Annotated in this window: 11 protein-coding genes and 1 pseudogene; 1 reads left to right on the forward strand and 11 read right to left on the reverse strand. The window is 43.5% G+C overall.

The annotated features are described in order from the left end of the window. Window positions 1-42 precede the first annotated feature (42 nt). From lpdA to A587_RS0113150, 5 genes are all read right to left on the reverse strand, one after another. Entirely contained in the window at window positions 43-1467 is a 1425-nt protein-coding gene (gene lpdA / locus A587_RS0113130; protein ID WP_010607389.1) for a dihydrolipoyl dehydrogenase, read from the reverse strand. A gap of 211 nt (window positions 1468-1678) precedes the next feature. Further along, window positions 1679-3571 carry a pyruvate dehydrogenase complex dihydrolipoyllysine-residue acetyltransferase gene (aceF, locus tag A587_RS0113135; RefSeq protein ID WP_017217971.1) on the reverse strand — a complete coding sequence of 631 codons (1893 nt, stop codon included), beginning with the start codon at window positions 3569-3571 and terminating at the stop codon, window positions 1679-1681. Between the two features lie 11 nt (window positions 3572-3582). Beyond that, window positions 3583-6249 carry a pyruvate dehydrogenase (acetyl-transferring), homodimeric type gene (aceE, locus tag A587_RS0113140; RefSeq protein ID WP_010370326.1) on the reverse strand — a complete coding sequence of 889 codons (2667 nt, stop codon included), beginning with the start codon at window positions 6247-6249 and terminating at the stop codon, window positions 3583-3585. Window positions 6250-6319: 70 nt separating this feature from the next. Then, window positions 6320-7069, reverse strand: coding sequence for a pyruvate dehydrogenase complex transcriptional repressor PdhR (gene pdhR, locus A587_RS0113145; protein ID WP_010370324.1), 750 nt, complete (start codon window positions 7067-7069; stop codon window positions 6320-6322). 555 nt (window positions 7070-7624) lie between these two features. Then, the gene (locus tag A587_RS0113150; protein ID WP_017217972.1) at window positions 7625-8377 is read right to left on the reverse strand and encodes a substrate-binding periplasmic protein; all 753 of its coding nucleotides are present in this window, start codon (window positions 8375-8377) and stop codon (window positions 7625-7627) included. A gap of 319 nt (window positions 8378-8696) precedes the next feature. Here A587_RS0113150 and A587_RS0113155 point away from each other — a divergent pair, with 319 nt between their 5' ends. Continuing rightward, window positions 8697-9725 carry a DUF1570 domain-containing protein gene (locus A587_RS0113155; RefSeq protein ID WP_232288064.1) on the forward strand — a complete coding sequence of 343 codons (1029 nt, stop codon included), beginning with the start codon at window positions 8697-8699 and terminating at the stop codon, window positions 9723-9725. 811 nt (window positions 9726-10536) lie between these two features. Here the strand turns inward: A587_RS0113155 and A587_RS24730 are convergent. The 6 genes and pseudogenes from A587_RS24730 to A587_RS0113185 form a co-directional block, all read right to left on the reverse strand. After that, entirely contained in the window at window positions 10537-10797 is a 261-nt protein-coding gene (locus A587_RS24730) for a hypothetical protein (protein WP_045965830.1), read from the reverse strand. A 56-nt stretch (window positions 10798-10853) separates the two neighbouring features. Continuing rightward, entirely contained in the window at window positions 10854-11273 is a 420-nt protein-coding gene (locus A587_RS0113165) for a tetratricopeptide repeat protein (RefSeq protein WP_010370315.1), read from the reverse strand. After that, complete coding sequence (locus A587_RS0113170) at window positions 11270-11695, reverse strand: hypothetical protein (RefSeq protein WP_017217975.1); 426 nt, start codon at window positions 11693-11695, stop codon at window positions 11270-11272. The genes A587_RS0113165 and A587_RS0113170 overlap by 4 nt, the downstream gene beginning before the upstream one ends. Continuing rightward, on the reverse strand, window positions 11692-12357 hold the full coding sequence (locus A587_RS24515; protein ID WP_083838448.1) for a GH-E family nuclease: 666 nt from the start codon (window positions 12355-12357) through the stop codon (window positions 11692-11694). The genes A587_RS0113170 and A587_RS24515 overlap by 4 nt, the downstream gene beginning before the upstream one ends. A gap of 420 nt (window positions 12358-12777) precedes the next feature. After that, window positions 12778-13632 carry an immunity 49 family protein gene (locus tag A587_RS0113180; RefSeq protein WP_017217977.1) on the reverse strand — a complete coding sequence of 285 codons (855 nt, stop codon included), beginning with the start codon at window positions 13630-13632 and terminating at the stop codon, window positions 12778-12780. Window positions 13633-13642: 10 nt separating this feature from the next. After that, a pseudogene (locus A587_RS0113185) lies at window positions 13643-15516 on the reverse strand (contractile injection system protein, VgrG/Pvc8 family); the annotation flags it as partial.

Consider the following 15516-nt stretch of genomic DNA (forward strand, 5'->3'; position numbering starts at 1 on the left):
AAAACCCAGCACAAGGCTGGGTTTTTAAAAGCTCAGAAAAACTTACTTTTTCTTCACTGCTTTTTTGTTTGGAAGGTCAGTGATTGAACCTTCGAAGATTTCAGCAGCTAGACCGATTGACTCGTTCAGCGTTGGGTGAGCGTGGATAGTAAGCGCTAGATCTTCACCGTCAGCACCCATCTCTACTGCTAGACCGATTTCACCAAGCATTTCACCTGCATTGATACCAACCATAGCACCACCGATCACACGGCCTGATTCTTTATCAAAGATAAGCTTAGTAGAACCTTCAGTACGTGCAGAAGCGATTGCACGACCAGAAGCAGCCCACGGGAATACCGCAGTTTCAATGCTTAGACCTTGCTCTTTTGCTTCTTTCTCAGTCACACCAACCCAAGCGATTTCTGGATCTGTATATGCAATTGAAGGAATACACTTAGGATCGAAGTAATGCTTCTTACCAGAGATAACTTCAGCAGCAACGTGACCTTCATGAACCGCTTTGTGTGCAAGCATAGGTTGACCTACGATGTCACCGATAGCGAAGATGTGATCAACGTTGGTTTTCATTTGCTTGTCAGTGCTGATAAAGCCACGCTCATCAACATTTACGCCCGCTTTGTCAGCGTCGATTAGCTTACCATTTGGTGTACGACCAACAGCAACTAGTACTTTGTCATAACGAACTTGGCCTTCTGGTGCTTGCTTGCCTTCGAAAGATACGTAGATACCGTCTTCTTTCGCTTCAACAGCAACAACTTTAGTAGAAAGCATTACGTTAAACTTGTCTTTAACGTACTTTTGGTAAATCTTGATAACGTCTTTGTCAGCCGCTGGTACTAGTTGATCAGCAAACTCAACTACGTCAATCGCTGAACCTAGTGAACGGTAAACAGTACCCATCTCAAGACCGATGATACCACCACCTAGTACAAGTAACTTTTCAGGCACGTCTTTAAGCTCAAGCGCACCTGTAGAATCGATGATACGCTCGTCTTCAGGAATGAAAGGTAGGCTTACAGGCTGAGAACCCGCTGCAATGATTGCGTTATCAAAGGTCACTGTTTTCGCACCATCAGCACCTTCAACTGCGATAGTGTTAGAACCTGTGAATTTACCGTAGCCATTAACTACAGTTACTTTACGCATCTTAGCCATTCCGCCAAGACCACCAGTAAGTTGACCGATCACAGACTCTTTCCATGAACGGATTTTGTCTAGGTCAATTTGTGGAGCACCGAAAGAAACACCGTGAGAAGCCATTTCTGCTGCATCGTCAATTACCTTTGCAACGTGAAGAAGGGCTTTTGAAGGGATACAACCAACGTTCAAGCACACACCACCTAGCGTGTCGCGAGATTCGATTAGTGTAACGTCTAAACCTAAGTCTGCTGCACGGAATGCTGCAGAGTAACCACCAGGACCACCGCCTAGTACAACAACTTGAGTTTTGATTTCGTTGCTCATGTTATTACCTTAACTGTTATTTGAACGGGTTTACTCGTCGAGAGTAGCCGACCCAAAGTGCCTGCCAAACACCCGATTCGGGGCACAGGGCAGAGAGAGTTATTATTGCTCGAAAGTGTATCATTCACACTCTCTGTTGTCCCGCCTAATTATCAAGCGGAACAATAAAATACAAGAAAACCGCATCACCTAAGTCATGCGGTTTCTGTTCTTACATTACTAGTTGGCGAATATCGCTTAAGTAGTTTGCAAGTGTCACAGTAAAGCGAGCTGCTAGTGCGCCGTCAATGACACGATGGTCGTATGAACAGCTTAGCGGCACCATTAGGCGCGGCTCAAACTCTTTACCATTCCATTTCGGTTTGAAGTCTGACTTAGAAACACCCAAAATCGCAACTTCAGGAGCATTAACGATTGGCGTAAACGCCGTACCGCCGATACCGCCTAGGCTTGAAATAGTGAAACAGCCGCCCTGCATATCAGCAGACGTCAGTTTACCATCACGTGCTTTCTTAGAAATTTCCATCAACTCGCGTGATATCTCAATGATGCCTTTCTTGTTCACGTCGCGAACAACAGGAACCACTAGACCATTTGGTGTATCAACCGCGATACCGATGTGAACATATTTCTTCAAGATTAAGCTCTCACCATCTTCAGATAGTGAAGAGTTAAACGTTGGGAACTCTTCAAGTGCTTTTGCAGCCGCTTTCATCACGAATACTAATGGCGTGATCTTCACACCCATTTTCTTCTTCTCAGCTAGCACGTTCTGTTCTTTACGGAACGCTTCAAGCTCTGTGATATCTGCTTCGTCAAACTGCGTAACATGTGGGATTTGTACCCAGTTACGATGAAGGTTTGCACCCGATAGCTTATTGATGCGAGAAAGTTTCTTCTCTTCTATTTCACCAAACTTGCTGAAGTCTACTTTTGGCCAAGGAATAAGACCAAGCTCACCGCCGCCAGTGTTACCACCTTTTGCGATTTGACCAGATTCAACTTGCTTAACCAGCTCTTTCACGTAGTTTTGTACGTCTTCTTTTAGTACACGGTTCTTACGACCTGTACCTTTAACGCGAGCTAGGTTAACTCCAAACTCACGCGCTAAACGACGTACCACAGGTGATGCGTGAGCATACTGATCATTCGCCACAAAATCATCTTTTTGTACAGAAGCTTTTGGTGCTTCAGATTTTGCCGCGGGAGCCGCTGATTGAGCTGGTTTTGCTTCAGTTTTAGCTGCTGCCTGAGGTGCAGGTGCCGCGCCCTTTACTTCGAATACGAAGATTAAAGAGCCCGTTGATACTTTGTCGCCCGCATTGACTTTGATCTCTTTAATCGTACCTGCAAACGGTGCTGGTACTTCCATTGAGGCTTTGTCGCCTTCAACCGTGATAAGAGATTGTTCGTCTTCAACGCTGTCGCCAACAGCAACCATGATTTCAGTGACTTCAACTTCGTCGCCACCGATATCTGGTACATGCACTTCTTTTTCAGCTGATGCAGCTGGTGCTTGCTCTTCAGCTGGCGCTTCTTCAGCTTCGGTAGTCGCAGGCGCATCACCGCTACCTGCCACTTCGAAGATGAAGATCAATGAACCAGTTGACACTTTGTCACCTGCGTTGATTTTCACTTCTTTGATAGTGCCTGCAAATGGTGCTGGTACTTCCATTGAAGCTTTGTCGCCTTCAACCGTAATAAGCGATTGCTCTTCTTCAACAACATCACCCGCAGCTACTAAGATTTCAGTTACTTCAACTTCATCGCCACCAATATCTGGTACGTGAACTTCTTTCACTTCTGTCTTGCCAGAGGCGCTTGCTTCTGGCTTAGCTTCTTCTGCTGGTTGCTCTGCCGGTGCTTCTTCACCTGCCGCTTCAAAAACCATAATCAAAGAGCCAGTCGATACTTTATCGCCTTCCGCTATTTTGATTTCTTTAACTGTACCCGCCACTGAGGCAGGTACTTCCATTGATGCTTTGTCGCCTTCAACAGTGATAAGCGATTGCTCTTCTGCAACCGTGTCACCTACGCTTACTAGGATCTCGGTTACTTCAACCTCATCGGCACCAATATCTGGAACATGAATTTCGATTGCCATCACTCGTCCTCTTATGCGTAAAGTGGGTTAGTTTTGGTGGTGTCGATATCAAATTTCTTGATAGCGTCAGTCACTACTGATTTTTCAACTTTGCCTTGCTTAACTAGCTCGCCAAGTGCAGCAACTACCACGTAACCGGCGTTCACTTCAAAGTGACGACGTAGGTTTTCACGGCTGTCTGAACGACCGTAACCGTCTGTACCAAGTACTTTGTAAGATGCACTTGGCATAAATGCACGTACTTGATCAGCATAGTTTTTCATGTAATCCGTAGCAGCAATTGCTGGCGCATCACCAAGCACGCTGGTGATGTAAGCTACTTTTTGCTCTGCTTCTGGGTTAAGCATGTTGAAACGCTCTGCATCTTGACCGTCACGAGCAAGCTCGTTAAATGACGTTACAGAGAATACGTCTGAACCGATACCGTAATCGTCGCTTAGAATTTGCGCCGCTTTACGTACTTCGTTCAGGATAGTACCCGAGCCCATTAGCTGAACCTGTGCTTTGTCGCCAGTGTAGCTTTCAAGCTTGTAAATACCCTTACGAATACCTTCTTCAGCGCCTTCAGGCATTGCTGGCATATGGTAGTTTTCGTTCATTAGCGTTAGGTAGTAGAACACGTTCTCTTGCTCTGGACCGTACATACGACGGATACCATCTTGCAGAATAACCGCTACTTCAAATGCAAACGTTGGGTCGTAAGAAATACAGTTAGGCACTGTACCTGCTTGAATGTGCGAGTGACCGTCTTCGTGCTGTAGACCTTCACCATTTAGCGTTGTACGACCAGCGGTTGCCCCTAATAGGAAGCCACGCGCTTGTTGGTCGCCCGCCATCCACGCCATATCACCTACACGTTGGAAACCAAACATTGAGTAGTAGATATAGAACGGGATCATTGGTAGGTCGTTGGTGCTGTATGACGTTGCAGCTGCAACCCATGAAGACATCGCGCCTAGCTCATTGATACCTTCTTGTAGTACCTGACCTGACGTTGCTTCTTTATAGTAAGAAACGATATCGCGGTCTTCTGGGCTGTAGTTTTGGCCGTGCGGGTTGTAAATACCGATTTGACGGAATAAACCTTCCATACCAAAAGTACGCGCTTCATCAGCAATAATTGGAACAACGCTCTTACCGATATTCTTGTCTTTTAACAAGATATTAAGTGCACGAACGTATGCCATTGTGGTTGAGATATCACGCTTTTGTTCTTCTAGAAGCGGTTTAAATGCATCTAGCTCAGGTAGCGTAAGCGTTTCTGTGAAGTTAGGTAGACGCTTAGGTGTATAACCGTGAAGCGCGTTACGGCGAGCATGTAGATATTCGTGCTCTTTTGACCCTTCTTCTAGCGTCAAGTAAGGTAGCTCTTGTAATTGCTCATCAGATACCAAGTCATCTAGACCTAGACGTGAACGTAGGTGCGCTACGTGTGTCATGTCCATTTTCTTAACTTGGTGAGCAATGTTTTTACCTTCAGCCGCAGCGCCCATGCCGTAACCTTTTACCGTTTTAGCTAGGATAACCGTTGGACGACCTTTGGTGTCTTGTGCCGCTTTAAATGCAGCAAATAGCTTAGATGGCTCATGACCACCGCGCTTTAACGCGAAGATTTCATCGTCAGTCATATCAGCAACAAGCGCTGCTGTTTCTGGGTAACGACCGAAGAAGTGTTCACGTACGAAGGCACCATCTTTTGCTTTGTAAGTTTGGTAATCGCCATCAACTGTTTCATTCATCAGTTGTAGCAATTTACCCGTAGTGTCTTTGGCAAGTAGCTTATCCCAACCAGAACCCCAAACGACTTTGATCACGTTCCAACCAGCACCTTTAAATAGGCCTTCTAGTTCTTGGATGATCTTGCCGTTACCCATTACTGGGCCGTCAAGACGCTGTAGGTTACAGTTGATTAGGTAGCATAGGTTGTCTAGCTTTTCACGGGCAGCGAATGAAATCGCACCACGTGATTCTGGCTCGTCCATTTCACCATCACCAAGGAAGGCGTAAACGCGTTGCTCAGACGTATCTTTTAGACCACGGCCATCTAGGTATTTAAGGAAACGCGCTTGGTAGATAGACGCGATTGGGCCTAGACCCATAGAAACCGTTGGGAACTGCCAGAATTCAGGCATTAACTTAGGGTGTGGGTATGAAGAAATACCGTTACCGTCTACTTCCTGACGGAAGTTATCTAGCTGTTCAGCACTTAGGCGGCCTTCAACAAATGCACGAGCATAAATACCCGGAGAGATGTGACCTTGGTAATACACTAAGTCACCACCGTCTTTCTCGTTTGGTGCACGGAAGAAGTGGTTGAAACACATTTCATAGAATGCAGCTGACGACTGGTAAGAGGCCATATGCCCGCCCAGCTCAAGATCTTTCTTCGAGGCACGAAGTACGATCATAATCGCATTCCAACGGATGATAGAGCGAATACGACGCTCAAGGTTCACATCCCCAGGATACGCAGGCTCTTGATCTGCTGGGATAGTGTTGACATAGTTAGTCGTAGTGCCTGTTGGCATATCTACGCCATCAAGACGCGCTTGCTCTAACACTTGCTCTAACAAGAACTGAGCGCGCTCTACGCCTTCTTCTTTTACTACCGACTCAAGCGCCTGTAACCATTCTTGGGTTTCTAGCGCGTCTACGTCAATTTTATTGACTTCAGACATATGGAGTGTTCCTTATGTTTAAAATACGAATTTATTCTATTTGTGCCAATTCTTACTGAATCAAGTCCGATTACTGCTGTTTTGTTCTACGCAGTGAACGTTCTATTCGCGAACGCTCTTTACCGGCTTCTAATAACGCTTCTTCGATAAAGGCTAAGTGGGCGTTACTAGCAAGTCTTGCTTGTTCAGGGTTACCATTGATCACCGCATCTAATAACAACTTTCTGTGCTCACCGAGCTGCTCACTCACGTCTGATTTTTGCACCAAGACCGTTAAGTTTTGCAACACGTTTTGCTCAAGCAGTGACTGCATCCCTTTTACAAGATGAAGCAGGACGACGTTATGTGACGCTTCTGCAACGGCAAAGTGAAAAGCATTAATTGCCCTTGCCTTTTGCATCAGGTCATCACCTATCTCTGCAATATTGTCAAAGCTTTGTTGTACCTTTGCAAAGTCATTCTCTGTGCCCCTGAGTGCCGCGTAGTAGGCGGCGATGCCTTCTAATGCATGACGAAACTCAAGTAAATCGAACTGAGATTCAGGATGCTTACTGATCAAGTCGAATAACGGATCAGTCAGCCCTTCTTCTAGCTGATTCTTAACATACGTGCCACCACCTTGCCGACGGGTAACAAGCCCCTTAGCTTCCAATTTCTGGATAGCCTCACGAAGTGATGGACGCGACACTTCAAACTGCTTAGCTAGTTCACGCTCAGGCGGCAACTTTGCACCGGGTAATAACGAGCCCTCGAGGATCATATTCTCAAGCTGTTCTAGTATTACGTCGGATAATTTTGCTGCTTTAATCTTTAAAGACATTGAAATAACGCCAATTTTTTATGATGTGACCTAGCCAGACCGCTGACTTATTTTAATCAATTTGGTAAGAATTAACTTTATAGGTAAATTGGTCATACCAAATTTGCACAATACGTTATCAAAATCCATGACAACTGTCAAAATTCAGCCCAATTCAATAATTAGCTGAGTGTAAAAACAACAGTTGGCGTGCATAAACTTTAACCAAGAATCGGGGAAATTTAAAAGGCGATTTAAATGGTCAGACCAGATGGACATGTACCATTTAACGTAAAATCAAGCTGCCGGAAAGGCGGTTTGGATAAGGCAAGTCTTAATCTAAAGCAGCCAATGACGATTCAAGATAGTCTTTACGATTGTTGGCTGTAAAGCATGCTTTAAAATCCACTGAATACACTATTAGGCTTTACATGTAATAACATTCTTTATGCTTTATATACCGTCAAAATAGGCAACAGGCTATGAAAAGCATTAAAAATAAATTTGGATTCTAACTTATGAATGATTTCGCAACGGATCAGGACATTATTTGGTTTTAGCAAAACCAAAAAGCAATCAATAGGTAAACACACGAGAGCAGCGAGCACGATACTGAGCAACATAGCCGTCATCCGCCCATAGTTTTTTAAGCCCTTCGTTATACAACTCGACATATTCACTATGATGTTTATTGATTAGCAAATAGCCTTTTTGAATAAAAGCTGGGATCGCTTGCGCAGCTAATAACTCCGCTTCTTCCGCAGGCAGTTCCTGCTGATAGGACTTCGCCGATTTTTCGTCCATAATCATAATATCCGCACGGTTTCGTAGGATCAGTGCCACATTTTTACTGGTATACGTGGCATATGAGGTTTTGATTTCAAGCGTCTCTACCGCTTCTAGCAGAGAAGTCGGATAAGTTAACCCTTGATTGAGCAACAATCTAAATGGCTTAAGATCTGCGTAACTCGTATAGGTAAACGCTAAATCTCGATGGTGATAAAAGCGTGCCGTTTCTTCAGTGAGTGGGTATTGAGTGTAAATATAGTCTTTGCTCCTTTGCTCACTGTAATACCAATAAGCACTACCAATGTAAGCCGCCTTCATTCCCTCTTGATAGGCGCGCTCCCATGGCATAAATAAAAATCGGACTTTTATATCAGAGAGCGCAAAGACATCTCGGATCACAGCAGCCACACAGCCTTGATCTTGTTTCGCTTGATCTAAGTACGGCGGCCATTGCCCCGTCGTAATATTCACATGAGTCTCAAGCGCGCTCGCACTCCCGCCCACACAACACAGTAAAATCAACGGCCAAACTACTTTCATCTGTATGCTCTGTTATTTTTTCAAAAAGTATAGGCAACGAATTAGATTATGGGTACATTGTTGTAGAAAAAAGAATGGCAAATAATGCAAACGATGCGCTATGACACACTAAAGTAGATGTTATTTAATGCCATGGGAGTAGGCCGATAATCAAATTACCCATTGCCAAGTTTACCGATAATCGAGTATAACCAGAGTCTCTGGGCATGTATTACACAAGGATATCACTTTGGTTTGGCGGGTCTTTGTCCTACTACTTATCATCACAATGATATTGTTTGCGCTTTATTTTATCTATCCAAGTGCAGCAGCAAACTCGATGAGGTCTATCAAACCTTTATTGACTGAATTAGGCATACAGCTAGACACCCATACCGAAAAACGTTTAAGTCAGCCAGACACCACTCCTCACCTAACGGTTGCACCACCAAAAGTAACAAAACAACAGCTACCTGAAATACCAGAAAAAGCCTTTTATAACCTAAACGGGCACAGTGATATTGTTAATATGTTCAGCGGTATCTCAACATCTACCTGCGGAGCACTAAAGCGCGAAGTATTTTCCTTGCAAACACAATTCAGCGACATTGAAAATTTTAAACTTAATCTAACGGGTAAACCCGTGAGCCCTTATGTTGAATATCAGGCGCAGCAAACCCTCAACGTGGTGTATATGATGTTTAAGCACTTTTTTAACCAGTTAGCGCATAAAAAAGCCTTATCTCCCATCCAGTTGAACATGCATATTGCCGCCAATGACGCTGACTACAATGCGCTAATACTCTCTCGCGATGCAGAGCCCGCTGGCACCTTGGGCATGTACTTCTTGTTTCAAAACCAAGGCTTTATCAATGGCAGTCGCACTGAGGAAGAAACGCTAAGAACGCTCATTCACGAGTCCGTGCACGCCCTCGTTTTTTACTATTTCGGGGTAACCCCACGATGGGTAACGGAAGGCTTAGCCGAATATTTTGAGCACCTAAGAATTACCGAAACAGCTCAATTTTCGGTTTACCTCTCTGACGAAGATTGGTTGACGAAAGAAGGGATTTTGAAATCGCGCTTTACCAAGCTTGATATTAACACCCTATTCAATAGTGAAAATCAGTGGCAAACCATGCAAAGTGCCACCTTATATGCCAATAGTTATCTGTTTACCGGATTTATGGTCGAGCACAACAGCGACGCTTTTTTCGAGTATTTACGACAAGAAAGCAGCAATCCGTGCAATATAGTCCCTGCACAAAACATCGAGCAGCTCTTTCGTAATTTTAATGAAAACGTCGAATCACAATTTGAGGGATGGCGTAACACACCTCGCCAAATTCAAAGCGGTACATGGCAATAACTCTTCCTATGAGAGTAAGCACGGATTATTTTAGCAATTAAGCTGTGTCGAGGCTTACAAGAAACCGACAACGTAGTATGTCTCCCAAGTCACAACCTCCTAATTGACGATGCAAATAGCTTTTTGGAAAGCAATTCACCCGCCGAGAAGTGTGCTTTTCGGGTAGCCGTAGCCCACGGATAGGCGTCGAAAACTGTCCAGGAGGACGGGCTGACTTCGATAAATTTCGAGCTATCAGCCGTTAGCAATATAAACCTCCATGTTTAATATCAAAGCGCATCCATGCGCTCCTCGTTCATTCTTTTTAAACGACGAAAAAGAACGAACCAAGAAAACGTCGCCCCAGCATCACACTTAATCCTCAAATCCTAAGCCGATATAGTGCAACCTTCTTGTAAGGCACCTCCCTGTGCCAGACAAGACTTGGCCGACATCCTGTCGGCACATTGCATATCGGCTAATGCCTTTCGGGTGTGATGGAAGGGAGTAAGTTGCCTGTGGAATTTCCACTTTCTCAGTAGCAATAGAGTAGTTTATAAGCTCAAAAGCGGCTCCAGCCTCACAGTGTAAATAGCGTTGTGGGAGGCGGTTTACCCGCCGAGAAGTTATGCTTTTCGGGTAGTCGTAGCCCATGAATGGGCTTCGAAACCTGCCAGAAGGACAGGCTGACTTCACGATAAATTTCGAGCAATCAGCCGTTAGCAAAATAAACCTCCATGTTTAATATCAAAACGCATCCATGCGCTCCTCGTTTATTTTTTTTAAACGACGCGATCGAGCGAACCGAGAAAACGTCGCCCCGGCATCACACTCAATCCTCAAATCCTAAGCAGATATAGTGCAACCGTCTTGTAAGGGTGAGGTTGCCAGAGCCACTGCCTTTTACTGTGATATTACCTTGGCTTTGAATGAGTTGACTTCCCGCCGGCGCGGTGATGGTAAAGTTGTTGTCTGCCTTGAGCTTTATATCACTTTGGATAACACTGCGATGGCTGCGACCCGCCTTAAGGGTGATATTTTGTGTGGCACTTAAGCCAAGGCTCTTGAATTTTGTGGTAAATATATCGAACAAAATATTGCACGATGTATATGCTAACTGTCATGTGCTGTCCTTTGCGTAGAAATGGTTTATAACTTGATTTCGGACTTTAAAAAGTCGTAATAAAAAAGCCCATCCTCTCCATGGTCTTCAAAAATTTCTTTCCCGGCTAACATATAGGCCTTAAGTAAAGCATTTTTACTGCGCTCTTTATCACCTAACTGATAATGACACTGGCCAGCTCTAAAGTGAATAAATGGGTTGTCAAGTGCTTCAGGGTAGTTTAATGCATCCAGCATTGAATCTAGGGATTGTTGATATTCATCAAGCATATAATAACTATCCCCAATAGATACTTTAAGCCAAACGGCTTGCTCCCACTCTTCATCTGGATCAGCAAGCAAATCGAAAGCTTTTTTCCAAAGTGTCATTGCGCCTTGAAAATCTTCTTCATCAAAAAGGTCATTGCCTTGCTCGCAATACTCTTCTATCTGGTCATGTACATTCATTGGTTATAATCATTAAAGAAAGTTTTGTATTTTTTAGGTTGTTCTACAAAGCATCTGCCCCGTGAAATAGAATTGGCTTTAGCAAACCATTCATATGCTTGTTTAAAGTTACCCATTTCAAATAATATAATTCCCTTTATGAAGCTTGGGCTATCATCATATGAAGTGCAAAAGTCTGAAGTTAAGTACTCATCAATTAGTGCCTCGGCCTCAGCAAGCTTCTCTATGGTAATAAAGTGTTCACAAGCTGAAGTAATAATAATTAATGATTCTGACCACTGGCTCTTCGGTGAGGGGATTAATTCGATAGCTTCTTGCATTTCAACAAATGACTCATCTATTTTTCCTCTGTCTCTAAACTCCAGAGAACGATTAAATTTTTCATTAATCTCATCACTTAATTTTTCATCTAATTCTTTCATTTTTTCAACTTATTAATTGGGGGTAAATAGGTTTCTTTTAACTTAGCTCCCGCTGAACGGTTTAGGCTGTAATGGTCCAATGTATAGTTATTTGGGTCAAGCATCCACTCCCTAACTTCTTTCGACTTTGCGCCATATTGCCTACCTTTCGTATTCCACCACCTTACTGCATCTGTCGGGTCATGTGCCATGCCTGCTTGTGAAAGCGGGTGCCAATTTCCTTTGCTGTCTTTAAACTGGGTTTTACCGAATTTATCTCTTATCTTACCTTCTTTACGCATCCTAGCAATGACCTCTTTACCAGTGCGAGATGTTTTACTTGGTGTTTTTCCAAGGTATTTCAAGCGGTTCGATATCTTACGAGCTTTCTTAGTTTTTGTATTATTTGAACTATTGTTTTTAGCCCCCGGCAACTCATTCCCTTTTGGTGGTTCCAACTCATCGGCTTTGGCTTTGGTGGGCTTATCGGTAACGCCTCGAATTGGTAGTTGGCCTTGATACTCATCCAGTGCTTTATTAACTCGCTGTCCGATTTCTTGGGCGGCTTGTTGCATATGCTGGTCGATTTTGGGGGTGACGTCGTCTAGGCGTTTAACCGTGGCTTGCATGCCTTCGATGGCGGCGTCTGGAAGTAGTAGGTCGTAGTGCCAACTGGTGGACATGTCATCAAGTGAATCGCGTAGGCCTTTGACGATGTTTTTAACTTCCGTAGCGGATTGTTTTCCTAGGTCTTGCCAGTTGATGTCTCTTAGGTATTTAACTGGGTCGCCTTTACCGAGCTTGCGCAGCACGGCAAGCGCAGCAGAGAGGGATTCTCCAGTATTTTTTTAGATAACCTTACTTATGGTTGTGGTATGTCTTGGGCCTTTATTTATGGCTTTGTCTTATCACTGCATACCATCTCAATAAAGCAGTTGAAAGTTAGCTACCTCAGCTTCTCTAATTAAAAATGTACATGAAAGCAACAGAAGAAATTTGATGAGAAATGTAGGCTAGGAGGATAATTGAACCTAGCCTTGCAACATCTATGTTGTTAAAGAGTGTGGTTTAGCAAATTAGACTTCTTATTTAATTTACCTTTATCATTTTGGTGGGTTAGGGTTTACCAACCACTCAGGTATATAGCCATTTTCTGTGGTCAAGTCGTAACCTTTAATGTCTTTTGCTAATGAAGCCATGGCAGTGAGGGGAATGGATAATGCGCCATCAATTTCAAATTTCTCTTCTTTGGTATCGTAGTATTCTTTATGAAGTAGCGTTGCCTTTTCAATCGCCTGATTAAACTCTACGCCGCCATCATCGGTAAATATACCTAAAATGACAGAAACTACGGGCCAGTAGAGTCTACTAGCATAGTGATAAGCCTCATCGTATTTGTAATCGTCTGGATTACTGGTAATTAATGCTTTTTCAATTGCCGAGGCTAAGTCTGCGTCAGGCGTAAAAATGGCTTTGAGCAAATCAACTAGCGCGTAATCAAAAGGAGTGAATTGCTCAGCATAGTTAGCCGCTTTAAAAACTGAATCATCAACTTGAATTAGATAATCAATCGCATCTTGATTTCGCGTAATTATTGCGAGATACATGGCGGTAGGCCAGTTAAATATATCGGCTTCTTCTGAGTCTAGTGCACCATTGAGCTCAATTAGTTGATTATCATAGTAAAGTTTGAATGGCTTTCCAGGGTTATCATTGGATTGAAAAATTCCTAAGCTTAGTTCTTGTGCACGTACTAGATATTTCCACGCATTTTGGCTATTTGGATGCTCAAGAGCTTCAATAAAAAGCGTTTTTAAGTTCTTTTTATACAACCTAGAAATGGCAGTGTGAGGCTTATTCTTGATCCCCTCAATAACCCTGTCATCTGACAATTTATTGTAAAGTTCTTGACTTCTTTTATAGGTGTCAGGTGCGTAAGTGTAATGATTCTTAATCATTTTCTATCCTTCAAATATTTTTAATATCAAAAATGGTTGCATCAATAGCTCCTTTTACCTCTGTACCCGAGACTTTTTGCTGTACACCAATATATTCGATAGGGTTGTCAATAAAATCTTCCATTTCAATAGCGCTCTCATACTCATCAAGCATTTTACTCAATTCTTTAACCTGCTCGTTAAACTTAGCCTCATTTGGGTCACCATATTTCGGGTCAGCTATATATTCTGTTAGTTTCTTCTCATAATTCTTAAAAATAGACTCCATATAAGATCTGGACCCTTGTTGAGCACGCTTTGTTCCGGCCATTCGACTCCCCCAAGTTGCGCTACCACCTTTGGCTTCAATAACTAGGAGTCTACCGTCTTCGGTTTGATATAATTGGTCAAATTGTCCTTGCTTACCATCTGTGAGTAACTTTGATCTCAGTGGTGTTGCTCCTGGGTAATTTTGTTCTACGAAGATCCGGGCGGCTTCTTCACCCAGCTCTTCACTGGCTGCACGCATATCTTTATATGCTGCTTTAAGGTGCTCTGCATTACCAGACTTTAATGCGGCATCGCGTTTGGCGATGGCTTGATTTCTTTGTGCTTCTAGCGTCTTAAGCTTTTGTTTTGCCGCTGGAGTGAGAGATTTGTGGTCAACCTTCAAGCGTTGCAAGACTTTATTAGGTGTATCAATTCTATTCGAAGCGAAAACAATTTGGCCGTCAACATACTGCAATTGGTCACTGACCGTTTGGTTTCGTCTTGTTATATACGGTTTTCCATCTCGTAATGCAACCCGGTAATTATTCTTTACATGCTCAGGGGCATCACTTAAAAAGTCATCCAATAATATTTGAACATGTGTCCTTGGGTTAACTTTTAATGCAACTGAGGCGGGTGCGACAGACTCAATTCTTTTAACGTCGTCAATGTCGGTTTCGACCTTTGAGATCCTGTCTAATTGTACTTTTTCAGTTGTACCTGAGCGAGTGTAATTTAAGCGTTTTAACTTGGTGGCTTGAGTGAGCTTTTCCAGTGCGCGGGTTGCTTTAATAAAGTAATTGGATTTAGCGATAGCAGAAACCACTGCACCACTACCAAAGGTGGCAAGGGCAAGCAGTATTTCAAACGACAAGCGACCTGCCATTCTGGTACGTTCAACACTGGAATGGGCATTAAAGTAACGTGCTGGAAAGTTTGCAAGTAAAGTACGCGCTTCTTCATCTTCTGCAATTATAACTAATGTTTCAAACGCTTCAACGATGCCATTAATGGACTCTGAGGCAGTTGACATAATTTGCTGTAACTCTGCCCTCATAGCTTCCACATCGCCAGTTGCGAGGTGGCCCAAAATACGGAAAGTTGCTGCGCCAACATCATAAATTGCCCCTGCTGTGCCTTCGACTAAATCTGCAACTCCCGTTACAATGCTTCCTCCTTGCTGATAAAGTCCGTATAAGAAAGCACCGCTATAGATAAGTCCTTGCATCCCAAGATTTTCGTCATCAATCAGACGCTCTTGAATGTCAGCTTGCTTGCGGATTTCTGCAACCATTTGGTCAAGGGCCGTGCGAAGCTCTTGGCGTAACGAGACAATCTTCTCTTCGTCTTCGCCGATGTAACTCACGGTATAATTCCCAGCAGGCACATCAATGATTTCTGCAGTGCCACGACTAAGTTGGCCTGTGTATATTTTGCCGTTATCCATCACGACTTCGTAATCAATGTCTTCTACTGGTGTGCCGTCGCTATAAAAATACGAAAGGTCAATGGTTTTATCAGCAAGTGATGCCGTACCATCAGCGGTTAACGACAAGCGTTGATTTGCTGCTATCTGCGCTATTTGCGGTACACTCGGCATAGTGGCGCTTTGTTTACCACCAATATCTTGCTCCA

The organism is Pseudoalteromonas sp. NJ631, from assembly GCF_000276645.1.
In the GTDB taxonomy this organism is placed as follows: domain Bacteria; phylum Pseudomonadota; class Gammaproteobacteria; order Enterobacterales; family Alteromonadaceae; genus Pseudoalteromonas; species Pseudoalteromonas piscicida.